General features: G+C 69.1%; 22 protein-coding genes, 1 tRNA gene and 1 other RNA gene. 14 read left to right on the forward strand and 10 right to left on the reverse strand.

Annotation, left to right across the window (positions count from 1 at the left end; all coding sequences use genetic code 11):
• The coding region (sucB, locus tag ESP51_RS16905; RefSeq protein ID WP_129522069.1) for a 2-oxoglutarate dehydrogenase, E2 component, dihydrolipoamide succinyltransferase at positions 1–1065 on the forward strand (1065 nt) is incomplete at its 5' end.
• Here the strand turns inward: sucB and ESP51_RS16910 are convergent.
• Positions 1062–2627: a protein kinase gene (locus ESP51_RS16910; protein ID WP_129522070.1), complete on the reverse strand. Its 1566-nt coding sequence runs from the start codon at positions 2625–2627 to the stop codon at positions 1062–1064. The genes sucB and ESP51_RS16910 overlap by 4 nt on opposite strands.
• Positions 2628–2737: 110 nt before the next feature.
• Here ESP51_RS16910 and lipB point away from each other — a divergent pair, with 110 nt between their 5' ends.
• From lipB to ESP51_RS16925, 3 genes are all read left to right on the forward strand, one after another.
• A complete protein-coding gene (lipB, locus tag ESP51_RS16915; RefSeq protein WP_129522071.1) occupies positions 2738–3373 on the forward strand; it encodes a lipoyl(octanoyl) transferase LipB in 636 nt (211 codons plus the stop codon).
• Positions 3370–4359 (forward strand): lipoyl synthase, encoded by a 990-nt coding sequence (gene lipA / locus ESP51_RS16920; protein ID WP_129522072.1) that lies wholly within the window; start codon positions 3370–3372, stop codon positions 4357–4359. The genes lipB and lipA overlap by 4 nt, the downstream gene beginning before the upstream one ends.
• A gap of 72 nt (positions 4360–4431) precedes the next feature.
• Entirely contained in the window at positions 4432–5145 is a 714-nt protein-coding gene (locus ESP51_RS16925) for a DUF4191 domain-containing protein (protein ID WP_129522073.1), read from the forward strand.
• 70 nt (positions 5146–5215) lie between these two features.
• Here the strand turns inward: ESP51_RS16925 and ESP51_RS16930 are convergent, their stop codons facing one another.
• Complete coding sequence (locus ESP51_RS16930; RefSeq protein WP_422386861.1) at positions 5216–5650, reverse strand: RDD family protein; 435 nt, start codon at positions 5648–5650, stop codon at positions 5216–5218.
• Between the two features lie 139 nt (positions 5651–5789).
• Between ESP51_RS16930 and glnA the strand changes: the two genes are divergently transcribed.
• Positions 5790–7214 (forward strand): type I glutamate--ammonia ligase, encoded by a 1425-nt coding sequence (gene glnA, locus ESP51_RS16935; protein WP_129522075.1) that lies wholly within the window; start codon positions 5790–5792, stop codon positions 7212–7214.
• A gap of 108 nt (positions 7215–7322) precedes the next feature.
• On the opposite strand, the gene ESP51_RS16940 is transcribed toward glnA, so the two are convergent.
• Positions 7323–10340: a bifunctional [glutamine synthetase] adenylyltransferase/[glutamine synthetase]-adenylyl-L-tyrosine phosphorylase gene (locus tag ESP51_RS16940; protein ID WP_129522076.1), complete on the reverse strand. Its 3018-nt coding sequence runs from the start codon at positions 10338–10340 to the stop codon at positions 7323–7325.
• Positions 10341–10350: 10 nt separating this feature from the next.
• On the reverse strand, positions 10351–11688 hold the full coding sequence (locus tag ESP51_RS16945; RefSeq protein WP_129522077.1) for a glutamine synthetase family protein: 1338 nt from the start codon (positions 11686–11688) through the stop codon (positions 10351–10353).
• 86 nt (positions 11689–11774) lie between these two features.
• Here ESP51_RS16945 and panB point away from each other — a divergent pair, with 86 nt between their 5' ends.
• A complete protein-coding gene (gene panB / locus ESP51_RS16950) occupies positions 11775–12662 on the forward strand; it encodes a 3-methyl-2-oxobutanoate hydroxymethyltransferase (RefSeq protein ID WP_129522078.1) in 888 nt (295 codons plus the stop codon).
• 6 nt (positions 12663–12668) lie between these two features.
• Here panB and ESP51_RS16955 read toward each other — a convergent pair whose 3' ends face one another.
• Complete coding sequence (locus tag ESP51_RS16955; RefSeq protein ID WP_129522079.1) at positions 12669–12854, reverse strand: SPOR domain-containing protein; 186 nt, start codon at positions 12852–12854, stop codon at positions 12669–12671.
• An 11-nt stretch (positions 12855–12865) separates the two neighbouring features.
• Between ESP51_RS16955 and map the strand changes: the two genes are divergently transcribed.
• Together map and ppgK are read left to right on the forward strand one after the other, a co-directional pair.
• On the forward strand, positions 12866–13729 hold the full coding sequence (map, locus tag ESP51_RS16960; protein WP_129522080.1) for a type I methionyl aminopeptidase: 864 nt from the start codon (positions 12866–12868) through the stop codon (positions 13727–13729).
• A gap of 30 nt (positions 13730–13759) precedes the next feature.
• Complete coding sequence (ppgK, locus tag ESP51_RS16965) at positions 13760–14512, forward strand: polyphosphate--glucose phosphotransferase (RefSeq protein WP_129522081.1); 753 nt, start codon at positions 13760–13762, stop codon at positions 14510–14512.
• A gap of 19 nt (positions 14513–14531) precedes the next feature.
• On the opposite strand, the gene rnpB is transcribed toward ppgK, so the two are convergent.
• The 4 genes from rnpB to ESP51_RS16985 all read right to left on the reverse strand — a co-directional run bounded on the left by rnpB (position 14532) and on the right by ESP51_RS16985 (position 16750).
• An RNA gene (gene rnpB, locus ESP51_RS16970) (RNase P RNA component class A) lies at positions 14532–14924 on the reverse strand.
• 81 nt (positions 14925–15005) lie between these two features.
• The gene (locus tag ESP51_RS16975) at positions 15006–15743 is read right to left on the reverse strand and encodes a zinc ribbon domain-containing protein (protein ID WP_129522082.1); all 738 of its coding nucleotides are present in this window, start codon (positions 15741–15743) and stop codon (positions 15006–15008) included.
• Between the two features lie 61 nt (positions 15744–15804).
• Entirely contained in the window at positions 15805–16623 is an 819-nt protein-coding gene (locus tag ESP51_RS16980) for a Nif3-like dinuclear metal center hexameric protein (protein ID WP_129522083.1), read from the reverse strand.
• 54 nt (positions 16624–16677) lie between these two features.
• Positions 16678–16750: transfer RNA gene (locus ESP51_RS16985), tRNA-Val, on the reverse strand.
• Between the two features lie 51 nt (positions 16751–16801).
• On the opposite strand from ESP51_RS16985, the gene ESP51_RS16990 reads away from it, so the two are divergent.
• Positions 16802–17500, forward strand: a complete 699-nt coding sequence (locus tag ESP51_RS16990) for a hypothetical protein (protein ID WP_129522084.1) — start codon at positions 16802–16804, stop codon at positions 17498–17500.
• A gap of 39 nt (positions 17501–17539) precedes the next feature.
• On the opposite strand, the gene ESP51_RS16995 is transcribed toward ESP51_RS16990, so the two are convergent.
• On the reverse strand, positions 17540–17998 hold the full coding sequence (locus ESP51_RS16995) for a peroxiredoxin (RefSeq protein ID WP_129522085.1): 459 nt from the start codon (positions 17996–17998) through the stop codon (positions 17540–17542).
• A 170-nt stretch (positions 17999–18168) separates the two neighbouring features.
• Between ESP51_RS16995 and aceE the strand changes: the two genes are divergently transcribed.
• The 5 genes from aceE (at position 18169) to ESP51_RS17020 (ending at position 24482) form a co-directional block, all read left to right on the forward strand.
• Positions 18169–20895, forward strand: a complete 2727-nt coding sequence (gene aceE / locus ESP51_RS17000) for a pyruvate dehydrogenase (acetyl-transferring), homodimeric type (RefSeq protein WP_129522086.1) — start codon at positions 18169–18171, stop codon at positions 20893–20895.
• A gap of 11 nt (positions 20896–20906) precedes the next feature.
• Positions 20907–22121 (forward strand): PucR family transcriptional regulator, encoded by a 1215-nt coding sequence (locus ESP51_RS17005; protein WP_129522087.1) that lies wholly within the window; start codon positions 20907–20909, stop codon positions 22119–22121.
• A gap of 92 nt (positions 22122–22213) precedes the next feature.
• The gene (locus ESP51_RS17010) at positions 22214–23137 is read left to right on the forward strand and encodes an ACP S-malonyltransferase (protein WP_129522088.1); all 924 of its coding nucleotides are present in this window, start codon (positions 22214–22216) and stop codon (positions 23135–23137) included.
• 26 nt (positions 23138–23163) lie between these two features.
• Positions 23164–24168, forward strand: coding sequence for a beta-ketoacyl-ACP synthase III (locus tag ESP51_RS17015; RefSeq protein WP_129522089.1), 1005 nt, complete (start codon positions 23164–23166; stop codon positions 24166–24168).
• Between the two features lie 65 nt (positions 24169–24233).
• Positions 24234–24482 carry an acyl carrier protein gene (locus tag ESP51_RS17020; RefSeq protein ID WP_056008597.1) on the forward strand — a complete coding sequence of 83 codons (249 nt, stop codon included), beginning with the start codon at positions 24234–24236 and terminating at the stop codon, positions 24480–24482.
• Positions 24483–24553: the final 71 nt, after the last annotated feature.

Genomic DNA, 24553 nt, shown 5'->3' on the forward strand with positions numbered 1-24553 from the left:
CAGCCCGCCGCACCCGCACCGGCCGCCGAGCCCGCTGCACCTGCAGCACCGGCACCGGCCGCCCAGCCCGCTGCACCGGCGGCATCGCCCGCACCTCAGCCCGTTGCTCCCGCTGCACCCCAGGCCCCTGCTGCAGTTGCACCGCAGCCGACGGTCACGGGATCGCACGCCGGCCCCGCAGGCTACGTCACGCCGATCGTCCGCAAGCTGGCGAACGAGCAGGGCGTCGACCTCGCGAGCGTCACCGGCACGGGAGTCGGAGGTCGCATCCGCAAGCAAGACGTGATCTCGGCACAGACCGCTCCGGCGGCTGCCGCTGCGCCGGCACGTCCGGCGCTCGAGACGTCGCCGCTGCGCGGCACCACCGTGCCGATGACGCGCCTGCGCAAGGTCGTCGCCGAGCGCGCCGTGGTGTCCATGCAGTCGACCGCACAGCTCACGTCGGTCGTCGAGGTCGACGTCACGCGGGTTGCGCGACTGCGCGACAAGGTGAAGGGCCGATTCCAGGAGGCGACCGGCAACAAGCTCTCGTTCCTGCCGTTCTTCGCGCTCGCCGCCGCCGAGGCGCTCCGCGCCTACCCGATCATCAACTCCACCGTCGACGGCGACACGATCGTCTACCCGGCCCAGGAGAACATGAGCATCGCGGTCGACACCGAGCGCGGGCTGCTCACCCCGGTCATCCGTGACGCGGGCGAGCAGAACATCGCCGGACTCGCGGCGCAGATCGCCGATCTCGCCGAGCGCACGCGCAACAACCAGTTGAAGCCCGACGAGCTCTCGGGCGGCACGTTCACGCTGACGAACACCGGCTCACGCGGTGCGCTGTTCGACACGCCGGTCGTGTTCCTGCCCCAGTCGGCCATTCTCGGAACCGGCATCGTCGTCAAGCGCCCGGTGATCATCAGCGAAGACGGCTCCGACGCGATCGCCGTGCGATCGATGGTCTACCTGGCGCTCTCGTACGACCACCGCATCATCGACGGCGCCGACGCAGCCCGATTCCTCACGGCGGTCAAGGCTCGCCTCGAGGAGGGCGCATTCGAGGCCGACCTCGGCATCTAGTCGAAGATCTCGCGCAAGCGCCAACCGGCCTCGCTCCTCATCACGAGGATCGAGGCCGGTTCGCGTTCGGCGGACGTGAAGGGCACAGAGACGAGCAGCGCTGATCCCATCTCTGTGGTCAGCGTGATGCGGTCGAGGTCGTAGTCGAGTGGCGGCACTCCGTCTCCTTCTCGGGCGGCGACCATCGCCGCGCGATCATCGGTCTCGATGGCCGAACCTGGCTGCACGACCGCGTCGAGGCACGAGAGATCGAGCGTGGCGAAGCAGCTCGAACGCAGTTCGAGCAGTTCGGCGGTCGCAGAGATCGCATCGTCGGCGAGCACGGCAGCGCCCCCCTCCGAGTCACCGCGTGCGGCAGTCGTGGGACTCGGAGGTGCGGTCGAGGAGACCTCGGCGCCGGCAGCAGCTGGTGACGTCGACTCGGGAGGCAGGGTCGCGAGAGCCGGGCCGCCCGACCGTGCACCGCCGGCGGTCGCCGGAGGCACGAGGGTGAGCATCAGCACGAGCGCTCCCGCGCTCATCAGGCCACCGAAGAGCAGCGTTCGCCCTCGCCCGGCGAGCAGCGTGCGAAGTCGGTCGATCGTCGATGCCGCGCGATCGACGTCTGCCGCCGCTGCGATCTGGGTCGCCGTCTGGTCGGGAAGCTGGGCGAGCGAGAACAGCATGCGCAGGCCGGCTCCCACTCGTCGCCGGGGAACCACCGCCTCGGGCTCCTGCTGCGACTCGTCGGGCGCCGGGAGCATCGGCGCGCCGATTCGCGCCGGAAGGCCGACCGGTCTCGGCCTCGTCGTAATGCCCGAGATGGGCTCGGGCGATGCCGCCGCGAAGAGCAGGCGTTCGAGCTCGGGCTCGCACGTCAGGAAGGGGCGTGCGTCGAGCCGCCCGCGGAGGAGATCGATCGCCGCAGAGAGCGCGCCCGAGGGACGGGTGGCGGCAGCGACATCCTCGACGAGCTCGGCGAGTGCCACGTGCCCTGCGCGTAAGAGAGCAGTGCGCTCTGCCGCTCCGCCGCGACCGGGAAGCCGTTCGAGCGCGCCCAGTCCGACGAGCCGTGGTCGGCCGGCGTCGTCGATGAGCACGTCGCTCGCCGAGAGCCGCGTGTGCACGAATCCGCTGCGAGCGAGCTCGGCGACCGCGACGACGATCGGCGCGAGCGCGGTGACCGCCTCTCCCGGCGAGAGGCTGCGATCGGTGAGGATGCGGGCGAGGCTCGTGCCGGGCATCCGCTCGACCGCGAGGCAGCAACGACCGTCGTCGAGCGTCGCGACATCGTAGAGTGCGGGCAGCGCACCGGACGCATCGGCCGTCATCGCCTCGACCTCGACGGCGATCGCCGTACTCGACGCGTGCGCCGGGTAGACGCGGATCGCGAGCAGCGGAGCGGGTTCACCCGGGGCCGTCTCATCGGGGCGATCCGCCGTCGCGAGGTACACATCGGCCCGCTCGCCCGACGCGATGCGCCTGATGAGCCGGTAGCCGGCGAGCCTGCCGTCGACGGGCTCGCTCGGCGCGACGGCGGCCGGAGTGTCGACAGCAGAACGGCGGGCGGCACGGCGACTCATACGCCGATCCTGACGCGATTCCCGCGGCCGGCCCGGCCGGCAGCACGCTCCCCCGGCTGAACACGACCAGGTGCCGGTTGTCGAGGACGAGTCGCCCTAGACTGGTCGGCATGCTCGACTTCGTCGTCGCGGGGCTAAGCGCCAACTCCGTGCCGTACATCGAGGGTCTCGACCTTCAGCGCGCCGTCCATCGCGCGGTCGTCAGGGGCGAACGCCCCGACACCGTCATCCTCCTGGAGCACCCCTCCGTCTACACCGCCGGCAAACGCACGGCCCCCGAAGAGCGCCCCTCTGACGGAACGCCCGTCATCGACGTCGATCGCGGCGGCAAGATCACGTGGCACGGTCCGGGCCAGCTCGTGGGGTACCCGATCCTCCGACTCGAGGAGCCGATCGACGTCGTCGGCTACGTGCGGCGCCTCGAGGGGCTCCTCATCGACGTGCTGGCGGGCCTCGGCGTCGACGGCCGTCGCGTCGACGGCCGGTCGGGGGTCTGGGTCGGTCCACCCGGATTCGAGAACAAGATCGCGGCCATCGGCATCCGAGTGGCCGACGGGGTGACGATGCACGGGTTCGCCCTGAACTGCAGCAATTCGCTCGAGCCGTACGAGCGGATCGTGGCGTGCGGCATCCGAGACGCCGGTGTCACGACGATCTCCCGCGAACTCGGTCGCACGGTCGATCCCGAAGACCTCGTCGCGCCGATCACCGAGCGCTTCCTCGCCGAGGCGGTGGTCACCGCATGAGCGCCGCACCTGATGGGCGCCGGATGCTGCGCCTCGAAGTCCGCAACGCCGAGACCCCGATCGAGCGCAAGCCCGAATGGATCAAGACGCGGGCGAAGATGGGGCCCGAGTATCGCGCACTGCAGTCGCTCGTGAAGAGCGAGGACCTCCACACCGTCTGCCAGGAGGCCGGCTGTCCCAACATCTACGAGTGCTGGGAGGACCGCGAGGCGACCTTCCTCATCGGCGGGTCCCAGTGCACGAGACGCTGCGACTTCTGCCAGATCGACACGGGAAAGCCGGCCGACTACGACGTCGACGAGCCGCGCCGGGTGGCGGAGTCCGTCGAACGGATGCAGCTGCGCTACGCGACGGTCACCGGTGTCGCCCGCGACGACCTGCCCGACGAGGGCGCATGGCTCTACGCCGAGACGATCCGGCAGATCCATGCCCACACGCCGGGCACGGGCGTGGAGATCCTGGTGCCCGACTTCTCGGGAAACCCCGACCACCTCGCCGAGGTGTTCTCGGCCCGCCCCGAGGTGTTCGCGCACAACGTCGAGACGGTGCCCCGGATCTTCAAGCGCATCCGGCCGGCGTTCCGGTACGAGCGATCGCTCGATGTGATCACGCAGGGTCGCGACGCCGGCCTCATCACGAAGTCGAACCTGATCCTCGGCATGGGCGAGGAGCGTGAAGAGGTCTCCCAGGCCCTGCGCGACCTCCACGACGCGGGCACCGACATCATCACCGTGACCCAGTACCTGCGGCCGAGCCCGCGGCACCTCCCCGTCGCCCGATGGGTGCGTCCCGAGGAGTTCGTCGAGATCAAGGAGGAGGCCGAGGAGATCGGATTCCTCGGGGTGCTCGCCGGACCGCTCGTGCGATCGTCGTACCGTGCAGGCCGGCTCTGGGCGCAGTCGATGCGCGCCAAGGGGCGACCGCTTCCGGAGTCGCTCTCGCATCTTGCAGACGCGTCGCTCGGGTTCGCCCAGGCGGTCGGCTGAGGCATCCGGATTCGTCTCCGCCCGTCGAGAACACGGTCGGAGGCGGTCCGACTCGCCGGTATCCTTGACACCATGGCACGCACCAAGGACAAGCCGTCCGCTCCCAAGGAGCCCGGCCGCATGAAGCAGATGTGGCAGGTCTTCCAGATGACCCGCCGCTACGACCCGACTGCGCAGTGGCTCATGCTCCTGGCCTTCCTCGCGCCCGTGCTCGTGGGCCTCGCCGTTGCGCTCCTGCTCGGCGAGGGCAACGGGTTCACGATCGCCCTCTGGATCATCGCGGGCGTCCTCGCCGGACTGCTCATCGCGCTCGTCATCCTCGGCCGCAGGGCCGAGCGTGCGGCGTATTCGCAGATCGACGGCCAGCCCGGCGCGGTCGGCGCGGTGCTCCGCAGCGGTCTCCGCGGCGGCTGGATCGGCAACGAGATGCCCGTGGCCGTGAACGGCAAGACGCAAGACGCCGTCTACCGCGCCGTGGGCCGCGGCGGCGTGGCGCTCATCAGCGAGGGCCCGGTCTCACGCACGAAGCGCATGCTCGACGACGAGCAGCGCAAGGTCTCACGCGTGCTGCCGAACGTGCCGATCACGCTCATCTCGGTCGGCCACGACGAGGGAACGGTCGAGTTGTACCGGCTTCCGGCGACCCTGCGCAAGACCAAGCGCACGCTCACGAAGCCCGAGGTGCTCGCGGTCTCGAATCGCCTGAACTCCCTGCAGAGCTCGTTGCCGATCCCCAAGGGCATCGACCCCATGAAGGCACGCCCCCAGCGCGGCAAGGCGCGCTGAACCGAGCGATATCGAAGCGGCATCCGTCGATCGGCGGATGCCGCTTTCGCGTCGCAGTGCTCAGGGGCGATCAGCTGCGGACAAGCACGCTGCCGGCGATCTTGTCGTGGAAGCCGCGCTGGTCGGAGTCCCACACGAGTGCCGGCACCACGAAGACGAGGAGCGCGGTGCGCACGACCGGGCGCCACACGCCGATCCAGCCGCCGGTGAGCGGCACGACCCGCAGGCCCACGGCCCGATGCCCGATGCTGCCGCCCAGCGTCGGGATGAAGATCACCTGGAGCACCCCGAACACGATCGGCGTGACCCAGGTGTAGGCGACGGACTCGTAGGGCGTGAACAGCAGCGCGAGGAGCATGGCGCTCGCCCAGTCGATGAGCAGGCCGCCGATGCGTCGCCCGACGCGCGCCACGGAACCGGGACCGCTCTCGGGAAGCCCCAGCCGCTCCCCCGGCCAGCGGCTCGGCTCGAGATCTCCGAAGGTCTGCGGTTTCGCGTCTGGCACCAGTCGAGTCTACCGAGCGCACGTCGCGTAACATGGCCGAAACATTCACGTCACGGTAGGGAAACGGCGGCTCGATAGCGTCAACTACCGACTGTGCAAGTCCGTTCGGTCCACCCGCGCCCCCTTGGAGTTTCGTCACATGTTCAGTGATTCGTCTGAAGTGCTCAAGTTCATCAAAGACACGGATGTCAAGTTCCTCGACATCCGTTTCACCGATCTTCCGGGTGTGCAGCAGCACTTCAACATCCCGGCCTCGACCGTCGATGAGGACTTCTTCACGGTCGGCCAGCTCTTCGACGGTTCCTCGATCCGCGGCTTCGCGAACATCCACGAGTCCGACATGCAGCTCATCCCCGACGTGTCGACGGCGTACGTCGACCCGTTCCGCGCCGAGCGCACGCTGATCATGGTGTTCGACATCTACAACCCGCGCAACGGCGAGATCTATGCGAAAGACCCGCGCCAGGTCGCGAAGAAGGCCGAGAAGTACCTCGCCTCGACCGGCATCGCCGACACCGCCTACTTCGCACCCGAGGCCGAGTTCTACATCTTCGACGACGTGCGCTACCACGTCGACCAGCACTCGAGCTTCTACTCGGTCGACTCGAGCGAGGGCGCCTGGAACTCGGGACGCACCGAAGAGGGCGGCAACCTCGCCAACAAGACCCCGTACAAGGGCGGCTACTTCCCGGTCTCCCCCGTCGACCAGCACGCCGACCTCCGCGACGACATCTGCCTCAAGCTCATCGACGCAGGCCTCATCCTCGAGCGCAGCCACCACGAGGTGGGCACCGCCGGCCAGGGCGAGATCAACTACCGGTTCGACACGATGGTGCACGCCGCCGACGACATCCTGAAGTTCAAGTACATCGTCAAGAACACGGCGAACGAGTGGGGCAAGACCGCCACCTTCATGCCGAAGCCGCTCTTCGGCGACAACGGCTCGGGCATGCACACCCACCAGTCGCTCTGGAACGACGGCACGCCGTTGTTCTACGACGAGGCCGGCTACGGCGGGCTCTCCGACCTCGCACGCTGGTACATCGGCGGCATCCTGAAGCACGCGCCTGCTGTGCTCGCCTTCACGAACCCGACGGTGAACTCCTACCACCGCCTCGTTCCCGGCTTCGAGGCCCCGGTCAACCTGGTCTACTCGGCCGGCAACCGCTCGGCGTCGATCCGCATCCCGATCACGGGCACCAACCCCAAGGCCAAGCGCATCGAGTTCCGCGCGCCCGACGCCTCGGGCAACCCGTACCTCGCGTTCGCCGCCCAGCTCATGGCCGGCCTCGACGGCATCAAGAACCGCATCGAGCCCCACGAGCCCGTCGACAAGGACCTCTACGAGCTTCCCCCCGAGGAAGCCAAGTCGATCCCGCAGGTGCCGGGCTCGCTCGGCGAGGCACTCGAGGCGCTCGAGGCAGACCACGACTTCCTCCTCGAGGGCGGCGTGTTCACCAAGGAGCTCATCGAGACCTGGATCGACTACAAGCGCGAGAAGGAACTGAAGCCCCTCGCTCAGCGTCCGCACCCGTTCGAGTACGAGCTGTACTACGGCGTCTGATCTCACCCGACCCGGAAGGGCCCGTATCGCAGCAGCGGTGCGGGCCCTTTCGCATTGAATGGCCGATTCGGCTCCCGGGCGTCGCAGCGCGGAATCGGTCGAGCGCGCTCAGGACGTGGTCGGCTCGCGGCGCGGTTCGATCCCGTAGAAGCCGCGCTCGAACACCGCTCGCGATCGGCGGGTGAGCTGCAGGTAGTCGTGCTCGAGCGCCGTCGCCGAGCCAGGCGGGTAGCCCATGATGCGCGCGACGCCCTCGAGCTGCGACCGTTCCACCGGCAGCACATCGGTCGTGCGGTCGAGCCACAGCGTGAGCGACGATCGCGCTCGTGAGGCGAACACCCAGGCGGCACGCAACGTCTCGGCATCGGATGCCGCGATGAGCCGATGCTCGACCGCGCTCGCGAGCGCCTCGAGGGTCGACGGCGTGCGCAGCGCCGGAACCGCGGCGGCGTGCTGCAACTGCACGAGCTGCACGAACCACTCCACATCGCTCAGCGAACCGCGGCCGAGCTTCAGGTGCCGGGTGGGATCGGCCCCTTGCGGAAGCCGCTCCTTCTCGACCCGCGCCTTGATGCGCTTCACCTCGCGCACGTCCTGCTCGGAGATCCTGGCCGGGTAGCGCACGGAGTCGGCGAGTTCGGTGAAGTCGCGGATGAGGGCGGCGTCGCCGGCGACGCCGCGGGCGCGGAGCAGGGCCTGCGCTTCCCACGTGAGCGACCAGCGCGCGTAGTAGGCGCGGTACGCGTCGAGGGAGCGCGCGACGACGCCGTTGCGGCCCTCGGGTCGCAGGTCGGCGTCGAGATCGAACGGCAGCCGCGTGTCTTCGCTGAGGCGCACGAGTTCGGCGACGATGCGCAGCGCGCGCGCCTGCGCGACCTCGGGCTCGGCATCCGTGGGCCTGAACACGTAGATGACGTCGGCGTCGGAACCGATGCCGAGCTCACGCCCGCCGAAGCGGCCCATGCCGATGACGGCGAACTCGAGACCGTCGCGCTCGCTCCCCCGGATCGCCGAGACGAGCGCCGAGATATGACTTTCGGTGACGTCGCTCAGCCCGCGGCCGAGCTCCTCGACGGTGCAGATGTCGAGAATCGCCGAGAGGGCGAGTCGCAGCACCTCACGGCGACGGATGGCGCGCAGCACGTTCGCCGCCGCATCGCGGTCGTCATGTCTCGCCAGCACCGCCCGCGTCTGGTCTTCGAGGGCGGCGAGGGAACGGGGCCGCAGTTCGTCGACGTCTTCGAGCCATGCCACCGCCTCGGGAATACGCTCGAGGAGCTCGCCGACGAATCGCGAGCCCGAGAGCACTCGAGTAAGACGCAGGGCTGCATCAGATGAGTCGCGAAGGAGCCGGAGATACCAGTGGGTGGTGCCGAGGGTGTCGCTGAGCCGGCGGAACGACAGGAGCCCGTAGTCGGGATCGGCACCATCGGCGAACCATGAGATGAGCACCGGCATGAGGTTGCGCTGGATCGCCGCCCGACGCGAGACGCCCGCCGTGAGTGCGCCGATGTGCGCGAGCGCGCCGCGCGGGTCGAGGAAGCCGATCGCCGCGAGGCGGGCAGACGCCTGTTCGCTCGTCAACTCGAGCCCCGACGCGGGCAGCGCCGCAACGGCCGAGAGCAGCGGCCGGTAGAAGAGTCGCTCGTGCAGGCCTCGCACGCGCTGCCGCGTCGCCTGCCACACCCGCGTGAGCTCGGCGGCGTCTCGTGCGAGCCCCGACGCCCGGGCGAGTACCCGCAGACTGCCCTCGTCGCGCGGCATCAGGTGCGTGCGCCGGAGTCGGTCGAGCTGGAGGCGATGCTCGAGCACGCGAAGGATGCGGTAGTCGCGTGCGAACTCCGCGGCCTCCTCCCGGCCGACGTACCCGCGCTGTGCGAGCGCCTCGAGTGCGAGCAGCGTGCCGCCCTGCCGGATGTCGGCGTCGTTCGCCCCGTGCACGAGTTGCAGGAGCTGCACGGTGAACTCGATGTCACGCAGCCCGCCCGGGCCGAGCTTCACCTGGACCTCGACCTCACTCGGCGGGATGTGCTCGGTCACGCGTTCGCGCATGCGCTGCACCGACTCCACGAACCCCTCGCGACTCGAGCTCGACCAGACCTTCGGCGCGACGCCGGCGGCGTACCGTTCACCGAGCTCCTCGTCGCCCGCGAGCGGCCTGGCCTTCAGGAGCGCCTGGAATTCCCAGCTCTTGGCCCAGCGGTCGTAGTACTGCAGGTGCGAGTCGAGGGTGCGCACGAGCGCACCGTTCTTGCCCTCGGGCCGCAGGTTCGGATCGACCTCCCACAGCGGGGGTTCGATGCCCGGCTCGCCGATGGCCCGCATCGCGAGCATCGCGAGCCGTGTGGCGATCTCGATGGCACGAGGCGTGCTCACCACCGCTTCATCTGCCGACTCGGCGACGAAGATCACGTCGACGTCGCTCACGTAGTTGAGTTCGCGAGCGCCCGCCTTGCCCATGCCGATGATCGCCAGTCGCGTCGCGGCGACCTCGGCGGCTGGGAATCGTCCGGGCGCCGCTGGTTCGCCGTCGAGGCGGCTGATGCTTCGTCGAGCGATCGCGAGCGCAGCATCGAGCGTTGCGCCGGCGAGATCCGCCAGGCCGGCTGCGACCGTGTCGACGGCCTCGATCGCGTCGCCACGTGTGAGGTCGTAGATCGCGAGGGCGGCCAGCACTCGCCGGTAGCCGATCCTGAGCGCGCTCGCAGCGGCTTCGGCCGGATCACCGGGTGCATCCGACGCTCCCTCGACGGCCGTGAGGAGCACCGTCCTCGCCTCCGCGACGCTCAGCGGGGGCGACGGCTCTCGTCTGAACACGGCGAGCTCTGACGGATGCCGCAGCAGGAAGTCGGCGAATCCCCGTGACGCGCCGAGCAGGCGCACCATCCGCTCGGCCGATGCATCGTCGCCGAGCACCGCGGTCACCTCGTCGGGTGCCCGATCTCGCAGTCGGCGCACCGCGCCGAGTGCCTCGTCGGGATCCCCGGCGTGCGAGAACGCTGCGAGCAACGACTCGCCGTCGGTTCCCGTCGTGGACGTGAGCTCGGCGAGGTCGGCCGCCGCTCGCCCGAGATCGTCGAACCCGGCTCGTGCGAGCCCGCCGAGAGTGGGCGCCTGGCGTGACATCCGCAAGTGGTCAGAGGATCTCGAGATTGCGCTGCAGCTCGAACGGCGTGACCTGGGACCGGTAGTCGCGCCACTCCGAGCGCTTGTTCGCGAGCACGAAGTTGAATACCTGCTCGCCGAGCGTGTCGGCGACGAGCTCGGATTCCTCCATGTACTCGATCGCGTGATCGAGGCTCGCGGGCAGCGGGTTGTAGCCGAGCGCGCGACGCTCACTGTCGGTGAGAGCCCACACGTCGTCTTCGGCCTCTGCCGGCAGCTCGTAGCCCTCTTCGATGCCCTTCATTCCCGCGGCGAGGAGCAGCGAGAACGAGAGGTACGGGTTCGCGGCGGAGTCGATCGCACGGTACTCGACCCGGGCGCTCTGCCCTTTGTTGGGCTTGTAGAGCGGCACGCGCACGAGCGCGGAGCGATTGTTGTGGCCCCAGCAGACGAAGCTCGGCGCTTCGTCGCCGCCCCAGAGACGCTTGTACGAGTTCACGAACTGGTTCGTGACCGCCGAGATCTCGGACGAGTGACGAAGCAGGCCGGCGATGAACTGGCGACCGATCTTCGAGAGCTGGTACTGGGAGCCCGGCTCGTAGAACGCGTTGGCATCGCCCTCGAAGAGGGACAGGTGCGTGTGCATGCCCGAGCCCGGCTTGTCGGAGAAGGGCTTCGGCATGAACGTCGCGTAGACGCCCTGCTCGATCGCCACCTCTTTGATGACGGTGCGGAAGGTCATGATGTTGTCGGCGGTCGTGAGCGCGTCGGCGTACCGGAGGTCGATCTCGTTCTGGCCGGGACCCGCCTCGTGATGGCTGAACTCGACCGAGATGCCGAGGTCTTCCAGCATGCGCACCGAGCGGCGGCGGAAGTCGTGCGCAGTGCCACCGGGAACGTTGTCGAAGTAGCCGGCGGAGTCGACCGGGATCGGCCCCTCCTCGCCGTACTTCGACGACTTCAGGAGGTAGAACTCGATCTCGGGGTGCGTGTAGAACGTGAACCCGCGGTCGGCGGCTCGCGCGAGCGTGCGCTTCAGGACGTTGCGCGGATCAGCAACGGCCGGCTCGCCGTCGGGCGTCGTGATGTCGCAGAACATGCGCGCCGTCGGATCGATGTCGCCCCGCCACGGCAGCGTCTGGAACGTCGTGGGATCGGGGTAGGCGAGCAGATCGGACTCGAAGGAACGACTGAGGCCCTCGATCGCCGATCCGTCGAATCCGATGCCCTCCGTGAAGGCACCCTCCACCTCGGCCGGCGCGATCGCCACCGATTTCAGAGTCCCGACGACGTCGGTGAACCAGAGTCTGACGAACTTGACTCCTCGTTCCTCGATGGTCCGGAGAACGAAGTCGCGCTGCTTATCCATCCACACCCTCTCTCGCTCCTCTAGGGTACTGGCTCACGAACCCACGGCACGCCGCTCGTGCCTGTGGCGTGTGCGAGACTGGCGACATGTCCGACCAGCCCGCGAAGACCGCAGCATCCGACACCTCGACGGGAGTCGAGCAGAACCCGTACGGCGGCGCCGCCGCGACCGGCGGACCCAAGCGGGTGCGCACGAGGCACTTCCAGAATGCGAAGCGCGAAGGCATCAAGATCACCGGGCTCACGAGCTACGACCAGCTCACCGCGCGCATCTTCGACGAGGCCGGAATCGACTTCCTGCTCGTGGGCGATTCCGCCGGCAACAACGTGCTGGGCTACGAGACCACCCTGCCGGTGAAGGTCGACGACCTGATCCCGCTCACGCGCGCGGTCGCTGGCGCCGTCAAGCGCGCTTTCGTCGTCGCCGACATGCCGTTCGGCTCCTATGAGAACGGCCCTGAAGACGCGCTCCACACGGCCGTGCGATTCATGAAGGAGACCGGCGCACACGCGGTGAAGCTCGAGGGCGGCGAACGCAGCCAGAAGCAGATCCGCCGCATCGTGCAGGCGGGCATCCCTGTGATGGCCCACATCGGCTACACCCCGCAGAGCGAGCACGGGCTCGGCGGCCACGTCATCCAGGGCCGAGGCGAGGGCGTCAAGCGGCTCCTCGCGGACGCGAAGGCCGTGCAGGATGCCGGTGCCTTCGCGGTCGTGCTCGAGATGGTGCCGGCCGACGCGGCCCGACAGGTCACCGAGATGCTCCAGATCCCCACGATCAGCGTCGGGGCGGGCCCCCACACCGACGGGCAGTTGCTCGTCTGGACCGACTGGGCCGGGCTCACGATCGGGCGCGTGCCGAAGTTCGTGAAGCAGTACGCGAACCTCTCGGGCATCCTCAGCTCGGCCGCGAAGGAGTGGCGTGAGGATGTCGAGTCGGGCAGCTACCCGAACAGCGAGCACAGCTACGAATAGCCGGGGCTATTCCTCGGCGGCCTCTTCCTCGGCCCATTTGGCGCTGTTCGCCCGCAGGATCTCGAGCGCATGCTCAGCCTCGGCTCGCGTCTCGAACGGGCCGACCCGATCGACGGAGGGCGACTCGAAGCCGTGCTCCACCTCGCCGGTTCGCAGGTTGTACCAGAACAAGTGCTCGACGTCCTCGGCCATAGGCTGATCCTATGCCCAAGAACGCCCACGGCACCCTGATCCCCGGCCGCCTTTCGCCGACTCGAGCCGTTCCCGCCCAGATCCGTCGCCCCGAGTATGTCGGCAGGCGAGCGCCCTCGCCGTACACCGGCGGCGATCTGTACTCCCCCGCCGAGGTCGAGGGCGTCCGCGCCGCAGGGCGAGTGGCGGCACGGGCGATCGAAGCCGCGGCGGCCGCCATCCGTCCGGGCGTCACGACCGAGGAGCTCGATCGCATCGTGCACGAGTACGTGGTCGGGCACGGCGCGTACCCGTCGACGCTCGGCTACCGCGGCTTCCCGAAGTCGTCGTGCACGTCGGTGAACGAGGTCATCTGCCACGGCATCCCCGACGACACCGTGCTCGGCGACGGCGACCTCGTGAACATCGACGTCACCGCCTACCTCGCCGGGTTCCACGGCGACCTGAACCACACCTTCCTCGTCGGCGAGGCGAGCGAGGAGGCCACGCTCCTCGTCGAGCGGACTCGCGAGGCGCTCGCGCGCGGCATCCGCGCCGTGGCGCCCGGCCGCCAGGTCAACGTCATCGGTCGCGCGATCGAGGCCTACGCCCGCCGGTTCGGCTACGGCGTCGTGCGCGACTACACCGGTCACGGCGTGGGCCGCGCCTTCCACTCGGGCCTCATCATCCCCCACTACGACGCCCCAGAGTTCGACACCGTGATGGAGCCGGGCATGGTGTTCACCATCGAGCCGATGCTCACCATCGGCGGCATCGAGTGGGACCTCTGGCCCGACGAGTGGACCGTCGTCACTCGCGACGGATCGCTCACTGCGCAATTCGAGCACACGCTCGTGGTCACCGAACGCGGCGCCGACATCCTGACCCTGCCCTGAGCGCCTCGGCCGACGCGATAGTGTGGCGCCATGGCGAGTGAGCACGCGATCGGCATCGACATCGGCGGCACGGGCATCAAGGGGGCAGTCGTCGACCTCGGCACCGGAGAGCTCCTCACGGAGCGCCGGAAGGTCGCGACTCCCGAGGGCGGGCGACCCGCCGACATCCTCGAGGCCGCCGACGAACTCCTCGCCGTGATCGCCTCCGACGCAGGCCCCGCGCTGCCCCTCGGAGTGTGCTTCCCGTCCGTCGTGAAGCACGGCTACACGCTCTCGGCGGCGAACATCTCAGAGGAATGGATCGGCTTGCCCGCCGAGGAGCTGTTCGAGAAGGAACTCGGGCGCGAGATCCACTTCATCAACGACGCGGATGCCGCGGGCTACGCCGAGTCGCGCTACGGCGCCGCCGCCGGCGTCGACGGTCTCGTCATCCTCGCGACGCTCGGCACCGGCATCGGCACGGCGTTCATCTACGACGGCGTGCTCGTGCCGAACACCGAACTGGGCCACATGGAGGTCGACGGCGTGCACGCCGAGAAGCGCGCCGCGTATTCAGCGATGGAACGCGAATCGCTCAGCTGGAAGGAATGGGCGGCACGACTGCAGCGGTTCTTCGAAACGGTCGAGTTCCTGTTCACGCCCGACCTCCTCGTCGTCGGAGGCGGCGTCTCGAAGCACCACGAGCAGTTCCTGCCGCTGCTGAAGCTCACGACGCCGATCGTGCCGGCGGTGCACCGCAACAACGCGGGGATCCTCGGCGCGGCAGCGCTCGCGGCGCGATAGGGGCGCGGCGCGTTCGGGGCGAATGGGCCGGCTGATACGCCGGGTTCTGTTCACGCGGCATCCGAGGATGCAGCGCTGGACGGCCATCTCTCTCGGGACTACGTTGCCGCAGCCCTCCAGCGGTCTACCCGGGAACGGGGCGGGCAGCCCCATGGTTCCCTGTCTGACCTTGCTCCGGACGAGGTTTACCGAGCCGGCCACGTCACCGTGGCCGCTGGTGGGCTCTTACCCCACCGTTTCACCCTTACCGCAGGCGAGCCTGCGGCGGTCTGCTTTCTGTGGCACTGTCTCGCGGGTTGCCCCGGGTGGGTGTTACCCACCGTCCTGCCCTGTGGAGCCCGGACGTTCCTCGGCATCCGCCGGTGCTTCCGAAGAAGCAGCCACCGGATGACGCGACCGTCTTGCCGACCCACTCGCCAGTCAAGTCTACAGCCCGAACCCGGACCCCGGATCCATGGTCAGGGGTCCGCCACCACGACGAGGGTTCGCGGCGTCAGAGCCCTGACTCGTCGGTGCGGACGAGGATCCGATCGCACTCAGGGCAGAACAGCACGTCGTCGGATGCCGCGCGCCGCACGCTCTCGAGATCGGAACCCGTGAACGTGATCGTGCAGCCGCCGCACGTGCGCTGGCGCAGGTGCGCCGCGCCGACGCCACCGCCGCGCACGCGGCGCTGCTCGTAGAGGGCGACGAGATCTTGGGGCAGCGTCGTGGCGACGACCCCGCGGTCGCGCTCGGCGTGGTCGCGCTCGGTGTTGAACTCGGCCGCAGCGGCATCGCGCTCGGCCTCGAGGGTCGCGACCTCGGCCGCGATCGCGGCACGCTGCTCGTCGATTCCGGCGACGACGCCCTCGGCGGCCTCGACTCGCTCCATGACCGCGAGCTCGATGTCCTCGAGATCGGAGAGTCGCTTCGTCAGTGAGGCGAGCTCGGACTCGAGGCCCGCGACATCCTTCACCGAGGAGGTCTGCTGCAGCCGCTCTCCATCGCGCTTGATGCGCGCCTCGACGACGGCGACGTCGGACTCGAGCCGCTTGAGCTCGGTGCGGGCGTCTTCGAGACCGCCCACGGCCTCGGCGCGCGAGCGTCGGACGGCCTCATCGCGGGTCGCGAGCTCGGTGAGGGCTGCCGACTGCGGCAGGGAACCGAGGCGGTGTGCGATCTGCTGCAGGCGGGTGTCGAGTGACTGCAGTCGCAGCAGTTCCTGCTGTTCGGCTGGGGTGGCCTTCACGTGGTGCTCCTCGTGGGGGTCGGTGTGGAGGTCGATGTGGGGGTGGCAGTGGAGGGAGTCATCATTGCACGACCTGGAAGTCCCAGGGATCGGTGCGGAGGTCGCTCACGAGCACCTCGAGGTCGGGATGGGCGCTCTGCAGCTGTGCTGCCGCTGCGTCGAGCCAGAGCCACTCGCTCGCCCAGTGCGACACGTCGATGAGTGCCGGTCCACCCGCGAGCAGCGCCTGCTCGCGGGCCTCCGACGCCGGATGGTGGCGGAGGTCGGCGGTGATGTAGACATCGGCGCCGAGCACCGCAGGGTCGCCGAGCAGGGAGTCGCCGGCTCCCCCGCACACCGCGATGGTCTGCACGTGGTCGTCGAACCCGCCCGACACCCGCACACCGGTCGCAGTCGCAGGGAGGATCTCGGCGAGCGTGCGCGCCAGGCGGCCGAGGGTCGTGGGCTGCGCGAGCCGGCCGATACGACCGAGCCCGAGGGAAGGATCGGTGCCGGGCACGATCGGCCGCGAGTCGAGGAGCGCGAGGCGCGCGGCGAGCACGGCCGAGGTGCCCTCCTCGACGACGTCGGCGTTGGTGTGTGCCGCGACGAGCGCACAGCCCGCTCTGATGAGCCGGGCGAGGAGCGCGCCCTTGTAGCGGTCTTCGGCGACACTCGTCACGCCGCGCAGGAGCAGCGGGTGGTGGGCGATCAGGAGGTCGGCGTCGCGATCGACGGCCTCGTCGACGGTGGCGGCCACGGCGTCGACGGCGAGCAGGATGCGGCGCACCGAGGCATCCGGATCTCCGCTCACCAAACCGGGGGCGTCCCACGCTTCGGCGCCCGAGAGCGGCCAGAGTCGATCGACCGTCGTCAGGACTTCGGCGAGGACTGCAGGCACCCGCCCAGCCTAGCGCCGCCCGTGTCGGAGGGCCGCGACGCGCGAACCGTGAAGTGGGCCCTGCCGGGCTCGAACCGACGACATCCACGGTGTAAACGTGGCGCTCTACCAACTGAGCTAAAGGCCCACGCCGCGCGGCGCACCCCCATGGTATCCGAGCCTCCTTAGACTCGCGCCCATGGAGCCCGTCACGAAGCATCCGAGCCGGAGCGCTCTGCCGGAGCACCGATGGCCTGCGGTCGTCGGCCTGCTCAGTGCGCTTGCGCTCTACGCGTTCCTGCCGAACGAGCTTCTCGGATTCCAGCGCTTCGTGGTCGTCGGCGTCGGGCTCGTGCTCCTGATCCCGCTCATCGTCGCCAATCCGCACCGCCTGACGCGACAGGCGCCGTGGACTCGCCGGCTCTCGGTCGCGCTCGCGCTCGTGCTCGTCGCCGCGAACCAGTTCATGCTCGTCGTGCTCGTGATCGAGCTCGTCGGCGGCCGCCAGGACGCGCCGAGTCTCCTCCAGGCGGCACTGCAGGTCTGGGTGGCCAACGTCATCGGCTTTTCGACGCTCTACTGGGAGCTCGACCGCGGCGGGCCGGTGGTGCGCACGGCGTGGGCGCGCGACGCGCTCCCGGCCGCCGACCTGCGATTCCCACAGGACGAAGACGACGACGCGGTCGCGGAGGTCGCGGCGAGGTCGTCTGCGGTGCAGGACTGGACGCCACGGTTCATCGACTACTTCTACTCGTCGCTGTCGAACTCGATGGCCTTCAGCGCGACCGACGCGATGCCGCTCTCCCCGCGTTTCAAGCTGCTCATGGGCCTGCAGGCGTTCGGCGGGTTCGCCATCCTCGCGCTCGTGATCGCGCGGTCGGTGAACATCCTCGCGTGAGCTGAGGCACGGCCGTCGTCGCGCACCGACGCCGTGATCTCAGCGCGCGGCGAGCGCTTCGCGGTACTGGTCGAGCGAGCGGGCCTCGCCGCGCGGCGACGTGAAGCTCTCGCTCACGATGCCGTCGACCCCGATCACGAACGTCGCACGCAGGGCGAGCCCGGTCGACTCGTCGAATGCGCCGAACGACCTCGCGACCGCGCCGTGCGGCCAGAAGTCCGAGAGCAGCGGGAAGCCGTACGACTCGGCCTCCGCCCACGCGCGGAGCGTGTGCTTCGAGTCGACCGAGACGCCGACGAGCTGGGTGCCGGCGGCCTCGAACATCGAGAAATTGTCGCGCAGCTCGCACAGCTCGCTGTGGCAGACCCGCGAGAAGGCGAGCGGGAAGAAGACGAGCGTGACTGGCGTGCTCCCCGTGAAGTCGCCGAGCCGCACCGTCTGGCCGAACTGGTTCGCGAGGGCGAAGTCGGGGGCGACGGCCCCTCGTGCAAGGATCATGGGCGGTGCGCTTTCGTCGTGGTTCGAGTGGACGCGCGCCCAGCCTAGCCCCGGCGGCGCAGGCATAGAATCACTAGGATGGCGTGGTGCCATGCGACCGTGATCCGGTCCGCTTCGTCGTGCGCACGCCCCACACCGCAGGCATGATCTGCTGAAAAGAGAGGTCGAGTGTGACTGTCAACGACCAGGACCCCTACTCGGTCGAGGCGATGGACTCGGATCCCGACGAGACATCCGAATGGTCCGAATCCCTCGATGCGCTCGTCGCCGAGAAGGGCCACCAGCGGGCGCGCGAGATCATGCTCAGCCTGCTCAAGCGCTCGAAGGAACTGCACCTCGGCGTGCCGATGGTGCCGACCACCGACTACCTCAACACGATTGCACCCGAGAACGAGCCCGACTTCCCGGGTGACGAGGAGATCGAGCGCCGCTACCGCGCGTGGATCCGCTGGAACGCGGCCATGCTCGTGCACCGCTCCCAGCGCCCCGGCATCGCGGTCGGCGGGCACATCTCGACGTACGCGTCATCCGCAGCGCTCTACGAAGTGGGCTTCAACCACTTCTTCCGCGGGCAGGACCACCCCGGCGGCGGCGACCAGATCTTCATCCAGGGCCACGCGTCGCCCGGCACCTACGCCCGCGCGTTCCTCGAGGGCCGGCTCAGCGCCGACCAGCTCGACGGGTTCCGCCAGGAGAAGTCCCACGCCCCCAACGGCCTGTCGTCCTACCCGCACCCGCGGCTCATGCCCGAGTTCTGGCAGTTCCCGACGGTATCGATGGGCCTCGGCCCGATCAACGCGATCTACCAGGCGCAGGCGAACAAGTACCTGACGAACCGCGGCATCAGGGACGCCTCCGACCAGCACGTCTGGGCCTTCCTCGGCGACGGCGAGATGGACGAGGTCGAGAGCCGCGGCCAGCTCCAGGTCGCCGCCAACGAAGGACTCGACAACCTGACGTTCATCGTGAACTGCAACCTGCAGCGACTCGACGGCCCTGTGCGAGGCAACGGCAAGATCATCCAGGAGCTCGAGAGCTTCTTCCGCGGTGCCGGCTGGAACGTCATCAAGGTCGTCTGGGGCCGCGAGTGGGACGACCTCCTCGCTCGCGACAGCGACGGGGCGCTCCGCAACCTGATGAACATCACGCCCGACGGCGACTACCAGACCTACAAGGCCGAGTCGGGCGCCTACGTGCGTGAGAACTTCTTCGGCCGCGACCCGCGCGCGCTCGAGCTCGTGTCGCACCTCAGCGACGACGAGGTCTGGGGCCTCAAGCGCGGTGGCCACGACTACCGCAAGGTCTATGCCGCGTTCAAGGCGGCCGCCGAGCACAAGGGCCAGCCCACCGTCATCCTCGCGAAGACCATCAAGGGCTACGGTCTCGGTCCGTCGTTCGAGGGTCGCAATGCGACCCACCAGATGAAGAAGATGACGCTCGACAACCTCAAGACCTTCCGCGACGCGATGCGCATTCCGATCACGGATGCCCAGCTCGAGGAGAACCCCTACCTGCCGCCGTACTACACGCCCGGCGACCAGGACGAGGCGATCCAGTACCTGCACGAGCGCCGGCGCGCGCTCGGCGGCTACCTTCCCGAGCGTCGCACGAAGCACACGGCCATCACGCTGCCCGACGACTCCGCGTACGCGATCGCCAAGAAGGGTTCGGGCACCCAGGAGATCGCCACGACCATGGCGTTCGTGCGCATCCTGAAAGACCTGATGCGCGCCAAGGACTTCGGCAACCGCATCGTGCCGATCATCCCCGACGAGGCGCGCACCTTCGGCATGGACGCGTTCTTCCCGAACGCGAAGATCTACAACCCGAACGGCCAGCACTACACGTCGGTCGACCGCGAGCTCCTCCTCGCCTACAAGGAGAGCCCGCAGGGGCAGATCATCCACGTCGGCATCAACGAGGCCGGTGCGCTCGCCGCGTTCACCGCCGTCGGCACGTCGTACTCCACCGAGGGCGAGCCCCTCATTCCGATCTACGTGTTCTACTCCATGTTCGGATTCCAGCGCACGGGCGACGCGATCTGGGCCGCGGGCGACCAGATGGCGCGCGGGTTCATGATCGCCGCGACCGCGGGCCGAACGACCCTCACCGGCGAAGGACTCCAGCACGCTGACGGGCACTCGCTGCTCCTCGCGTCGACGAACCCGGCCGTCGTGTCGTACGACCCCGCATACGGATACGAGATCGGGCACATCATGCGCTCGGGCCTCAACCGCATGTACGGCGGCACCCACCCCGATCCGAACGTCATGTACTACATCACGGTCTACAACGAGCCGCTCGTTCAGCCGGCCGAGCCCGAGGGCGTCGACGTCGAGGGCATCGTGCGCGGCATCCACCGCATCGCGGAGTCGCCGGCGCAGGGCCCGAAGGCGCAGCTGCTCGCGTCGGGCGTCTCGGTGCCGTGGATTCTCGAGGCGCAGGAGCTGCTCGCCCAGGATTGGGGCGTCTCCGCCGACGTGTGGTCGGTGACGAGCTGGACCGAGCTCCGCCGCGACGGCATCGCCGCCGACGAGCACAACTTCCTGAACCCCGACGCCGAGCGTCGCACGTCGTACCTCACGCAGAAGCTGTCGGGCGCCCAGGGGCCCTTCGTCGCGGTGTCGGACTTCATGCACGCCGTGCCCGACCAGATCCGCGCCTACGTGCCGGGCGATTTCGCAACGCTCGGCGCCGACGGCTTCGGCTTCTCCGACACGCGCCCCGCGGCTCGACGCTTCTTCAAGATCGACGGACCTTCGGTCGTGGTTCGCACGCTCGAGCTCCTCGCAGAACGTGGTGAAGTCGACCGCGCACTCCCCGCCCAGGCGATCGAGAAGTACCGGCTGCACGATGTGAACGCCGGCACGACCGGATCGGCCGGCGGCGAGAGCTAGCAGGCGACGAGGTGGCGACGAGGCCCAAGACGAAGGCGGAGACGCTCGCATGGTTGCGAACCATCGCGGGTGAGCTGTCGACCGCGACGCTGAAGCGTCTCGAAGACACGCTGCCGTGGTACGGCGACATGCCGCCGAGCCGCCGCTCCGCCGTGGGTCTCGTCGCCCAGGCCGGCATCTCGTCGTTCATCTCCTGGTTCGACGACCCCAAGTCGACGCCGTGGATCGCGGCCGACGTCTTCGGCGCCGCTCCGAGGGAACTGCTGCGTTCGGTGAGCCTCCAGCAGACGCTGCAGCTCATCCGCGTCACCGTCGAGGTCGTCGAGGAACGCGTCAAAGACGGCAGCGAGCCGCTCCGCGAGGCGATCCTCCTGTATTCGCGTGAGATCGCGTTCGCGGCCGCCGACGTGTACGCGCGTGCTGCCGAGGCACGCGGGCTCTGGGACGCGCGCCTCGAGGCGCTCGTGGTCGACTCGATCCTGTCGGGCGAGTACGACGACGAGCTTCCGAGCCGCATCGCCGCACTCGGCTGGCACGGTCACGGCGAAGTCTCCGTGCTCGTCGGCACCGCGCCGAAGCAGCTCGACGTCGACCACGTGCGCCGCGCGGCACGTCACATGCACGCCGACGTGCTCATCGGAGTGCAGGGCAATCGCCTCGTGCTCGTGATCGGCCGCGCCGACCCGCTCACGCGCGAGAACGATGACGCCATCGGCACGGCCGCGGCCCTCACCTTCATGGAGATCGCCGAGCAACTCGAGCCGCACTTCGGGCCGGGCCATCTCGTGCTCGGTCACGAGGTGCCGAACCTCGTCGACGCGTCGAAGAGCGCGAAGGCCGCGCTTGCAGGGTTCGCGGTGGCCCGTTCATGGCGCCACGCACCTCGCCCAGTGCACGCCGACGACCTGCTCCCCGAGCGCGCCCTCGCCGGCGACCCACTGGCTCGCGCCACGCTCGTGCACCGCATCTACCGGCCGCTGCAGGCCCACTCCACCGAACTCCTCACGACGCTCTGGAGCTATCTCGACAACGGTCGCTCGCTCGAGGCGACGGCACGCGAGCTCTTCGTGCACCCGAACACCGTGCGTTACCGCCTGAAGCGCGTCTCCGACGTGATCGGATGGGATGCCACGGGCGCCCGCGAGGCGCTCATCCTCCAGGCCGCGCTCATCATCGGCTCGATGAGCGATCATGAACAGGCACCACGCCGCCGACCGCCGAGCTGACCGACATCCTGTGGCTTCGATACAAGGCTTTCGCGAAGAGCTTGTAGCGTGGGCACACCACCGTCCCGATACTGATTGGCAGACTTGAAACCGTGATCGTCGTCGTCTGCCCCGGACAGGGCTCCCAGACCCCCGGATTCCTCGCCCCCTGGCTCACCGAGCCGGCCTATGCCGAGCGCCTGGGCGCGTTGTCGGACGCCGCGGGGATCGACCTCGCATCCCACGGAACGGTCAGTGACGCCGACACCATCCGCGATACCGCGATCGCCCAGCCGCTCATCGTCGCGGCCGGCATCCTCACGCTCGAACGGCTTCTCGCCGACGGTCGCAGCGAGGGCATCGGCGGTATCGCCGGTCACTCAGTGGGCGAGATCACGGCAGCCGCAGGCGCCGGAGTGCTCAGCGAGACCACAGCGATGCGCTTCGTCGCCGAGCGCGGGCGGGCCATGGCCGATGCCGCGGCGCTCGAGCCCACCGGCATGAGCGCGGTGCTCGGCGGCGACGAGACGGCACTCGTGGCGCGGCTCGACGAACTCGGCCTCGAGCCGGCGAACTTCAACGGCGGCGGTCAGATCGTCGTCGCGGGCGCGCTCGACGCACTCGAGCGGCTGAAAGACGAGCCGCCGACCGGCGCGCGCGTCATTCCGCTCCAGGTCGCCGGCGCCTTCCACACCCGGTACATGCGTCCCGCCGTCGAGCGGCTCGCCGCCGTCGCCGCGGCGAACCACGACGTGTCCGACCCCGGCGTGACCCTGTGGACCAATCGCGACGGCAGCACCGTGGCATCCGGCGCCGCCTTCCTCGACCTGCTCGTGGGGCAGGTCTCCTCCCCCGTGCGCTGGGACCGCTGCATGGAGGCGTTCGCGGCGGCCGGCGTCACCGGCATCATCGAGGTCGCCCCGGCCGGCGCCCTCGTGGGGCTCGCGAAGCGAGGCCTGAAGGGCGTGCCCACCGTCGCGGTCAAGACGCCCGACGATCTTCCCGCCGCGATCGATCTCATCGAGCAGGCCGCCTGAGCCGGGCGCACACGAGAAAGCCGAGCATGACGAAACCCACCCTCCAGCAGTCGCACGGGCCCGCCTACACGCGTATCTACGCGATCGGTGCTGCTCGCGGCGCCAACCTCGTGCCGAACGACGACCTTGTGGGCCCGATCAACTCGTCCGACGAGTGGATCCAGCAGCGCACCGGCATCGTCACCCGCGCCCGCGCCGGTGCCGACGTGGAGGCTCTCGATCTCGCGACGGATGCCGCGCGCGAGGCCATCGAGAAATCGGGCGTCGCACCCGAGCTCATCGATCTCGTCATCGTCGCCACCGTCTCCAACGTGCAGCAGACGCCCTCGATCGCCGCGGTCCTTGCCGATCGCGTGGGGGCCAACCCGGCCGCAGCGTACGACACCAACGCCGCATGCGCCGGCTACGCCTACGCGATCGCCCAGGCCGACGCGCTCATTCGCACCGGCAGCGCCCACTACGCGCTCGTGGTCGGCGCCGAGAAGCTCTCGAACGTCGTCGACCCGACCGACCGCTCCATCTCCTTCCTGCTCGGCGACGGCGCCGGAGCCGTCGTCATCGGCCCGAGCGACTTCCCCGGCATCGCGCGCACCATCTGGGGATCGGATGGCTCGAAGGCCGACGCCGTCGGCATGAACGCCACCCTCACGGAGTACCGCGACGGTGCTGCCGAGTGGCCGACGCTGCGCCAGGAGGGCCAGACGGTCTTCCGGTGGGCCGTGTGGGACATGGCCAAGGTCGCCAAGCAGGCGCTGGATGCCGCGGGCATCACCGCCGCCGACCTCGCCGCCTTCATCCCGCACCAGGCCAACATGCGCATCGTCGACGAGTTCGCGAAGCAGTTGAAGCTGCCCGAATCGGTCATGATCGCCCGCGACATCGCCACGACCGGCAACACGTCGGCTGCATCGATCCCGCTCGCGACCCACCGGTTGCTTGAGGAGCATCCGGAACTCTCGGGGGGCCTCGCCCTCCAGATCGGCTTCGGCGCCGGACTCGTGTTCGGCGCCCAAGTGGTGGTACTTCCCTGAACCACCGACCCTCGTCCATCTAGACTGTGTCTCGGTCAACCGAGACACCCCCAAGGAGAAGAACAATGGCATTGTCCACCGAAGAAGTGCTTGCCGGCCTGGCCGAGCTCATCAACGACGAGACCGGCATCGCGACCGACACGGTTGAGCTGGACAAGTCGTTCACCGATGACCTCGACATCGACTCCATCTCGATGATGACGATCGTCGTCAACGCCGAGGAGAAGTTCGACGTCAAGATCCCCGACGAAGAGGTCAAGAACCTGAAGACCGTCGGCGACGCCGTCACCTTCATCGTCAAGGCCCAGGCCTAGCAACTGCTGGAGCGGGCCGGCGCGACCGCCCGGCCCGCTCACTCAGTTCGACCATCACCTCCAACGGAGTG

The organism is Agromyces albus (genome assembly GCF_004134825.1).
In the GTDB taxonomy this organism is placed as follows: domain Bacteria; phylum Actinomycetota; class Actinomycetes; order Actinomycetales; family Microbacteriaceae; genus Agromyces; species Agromyces albus.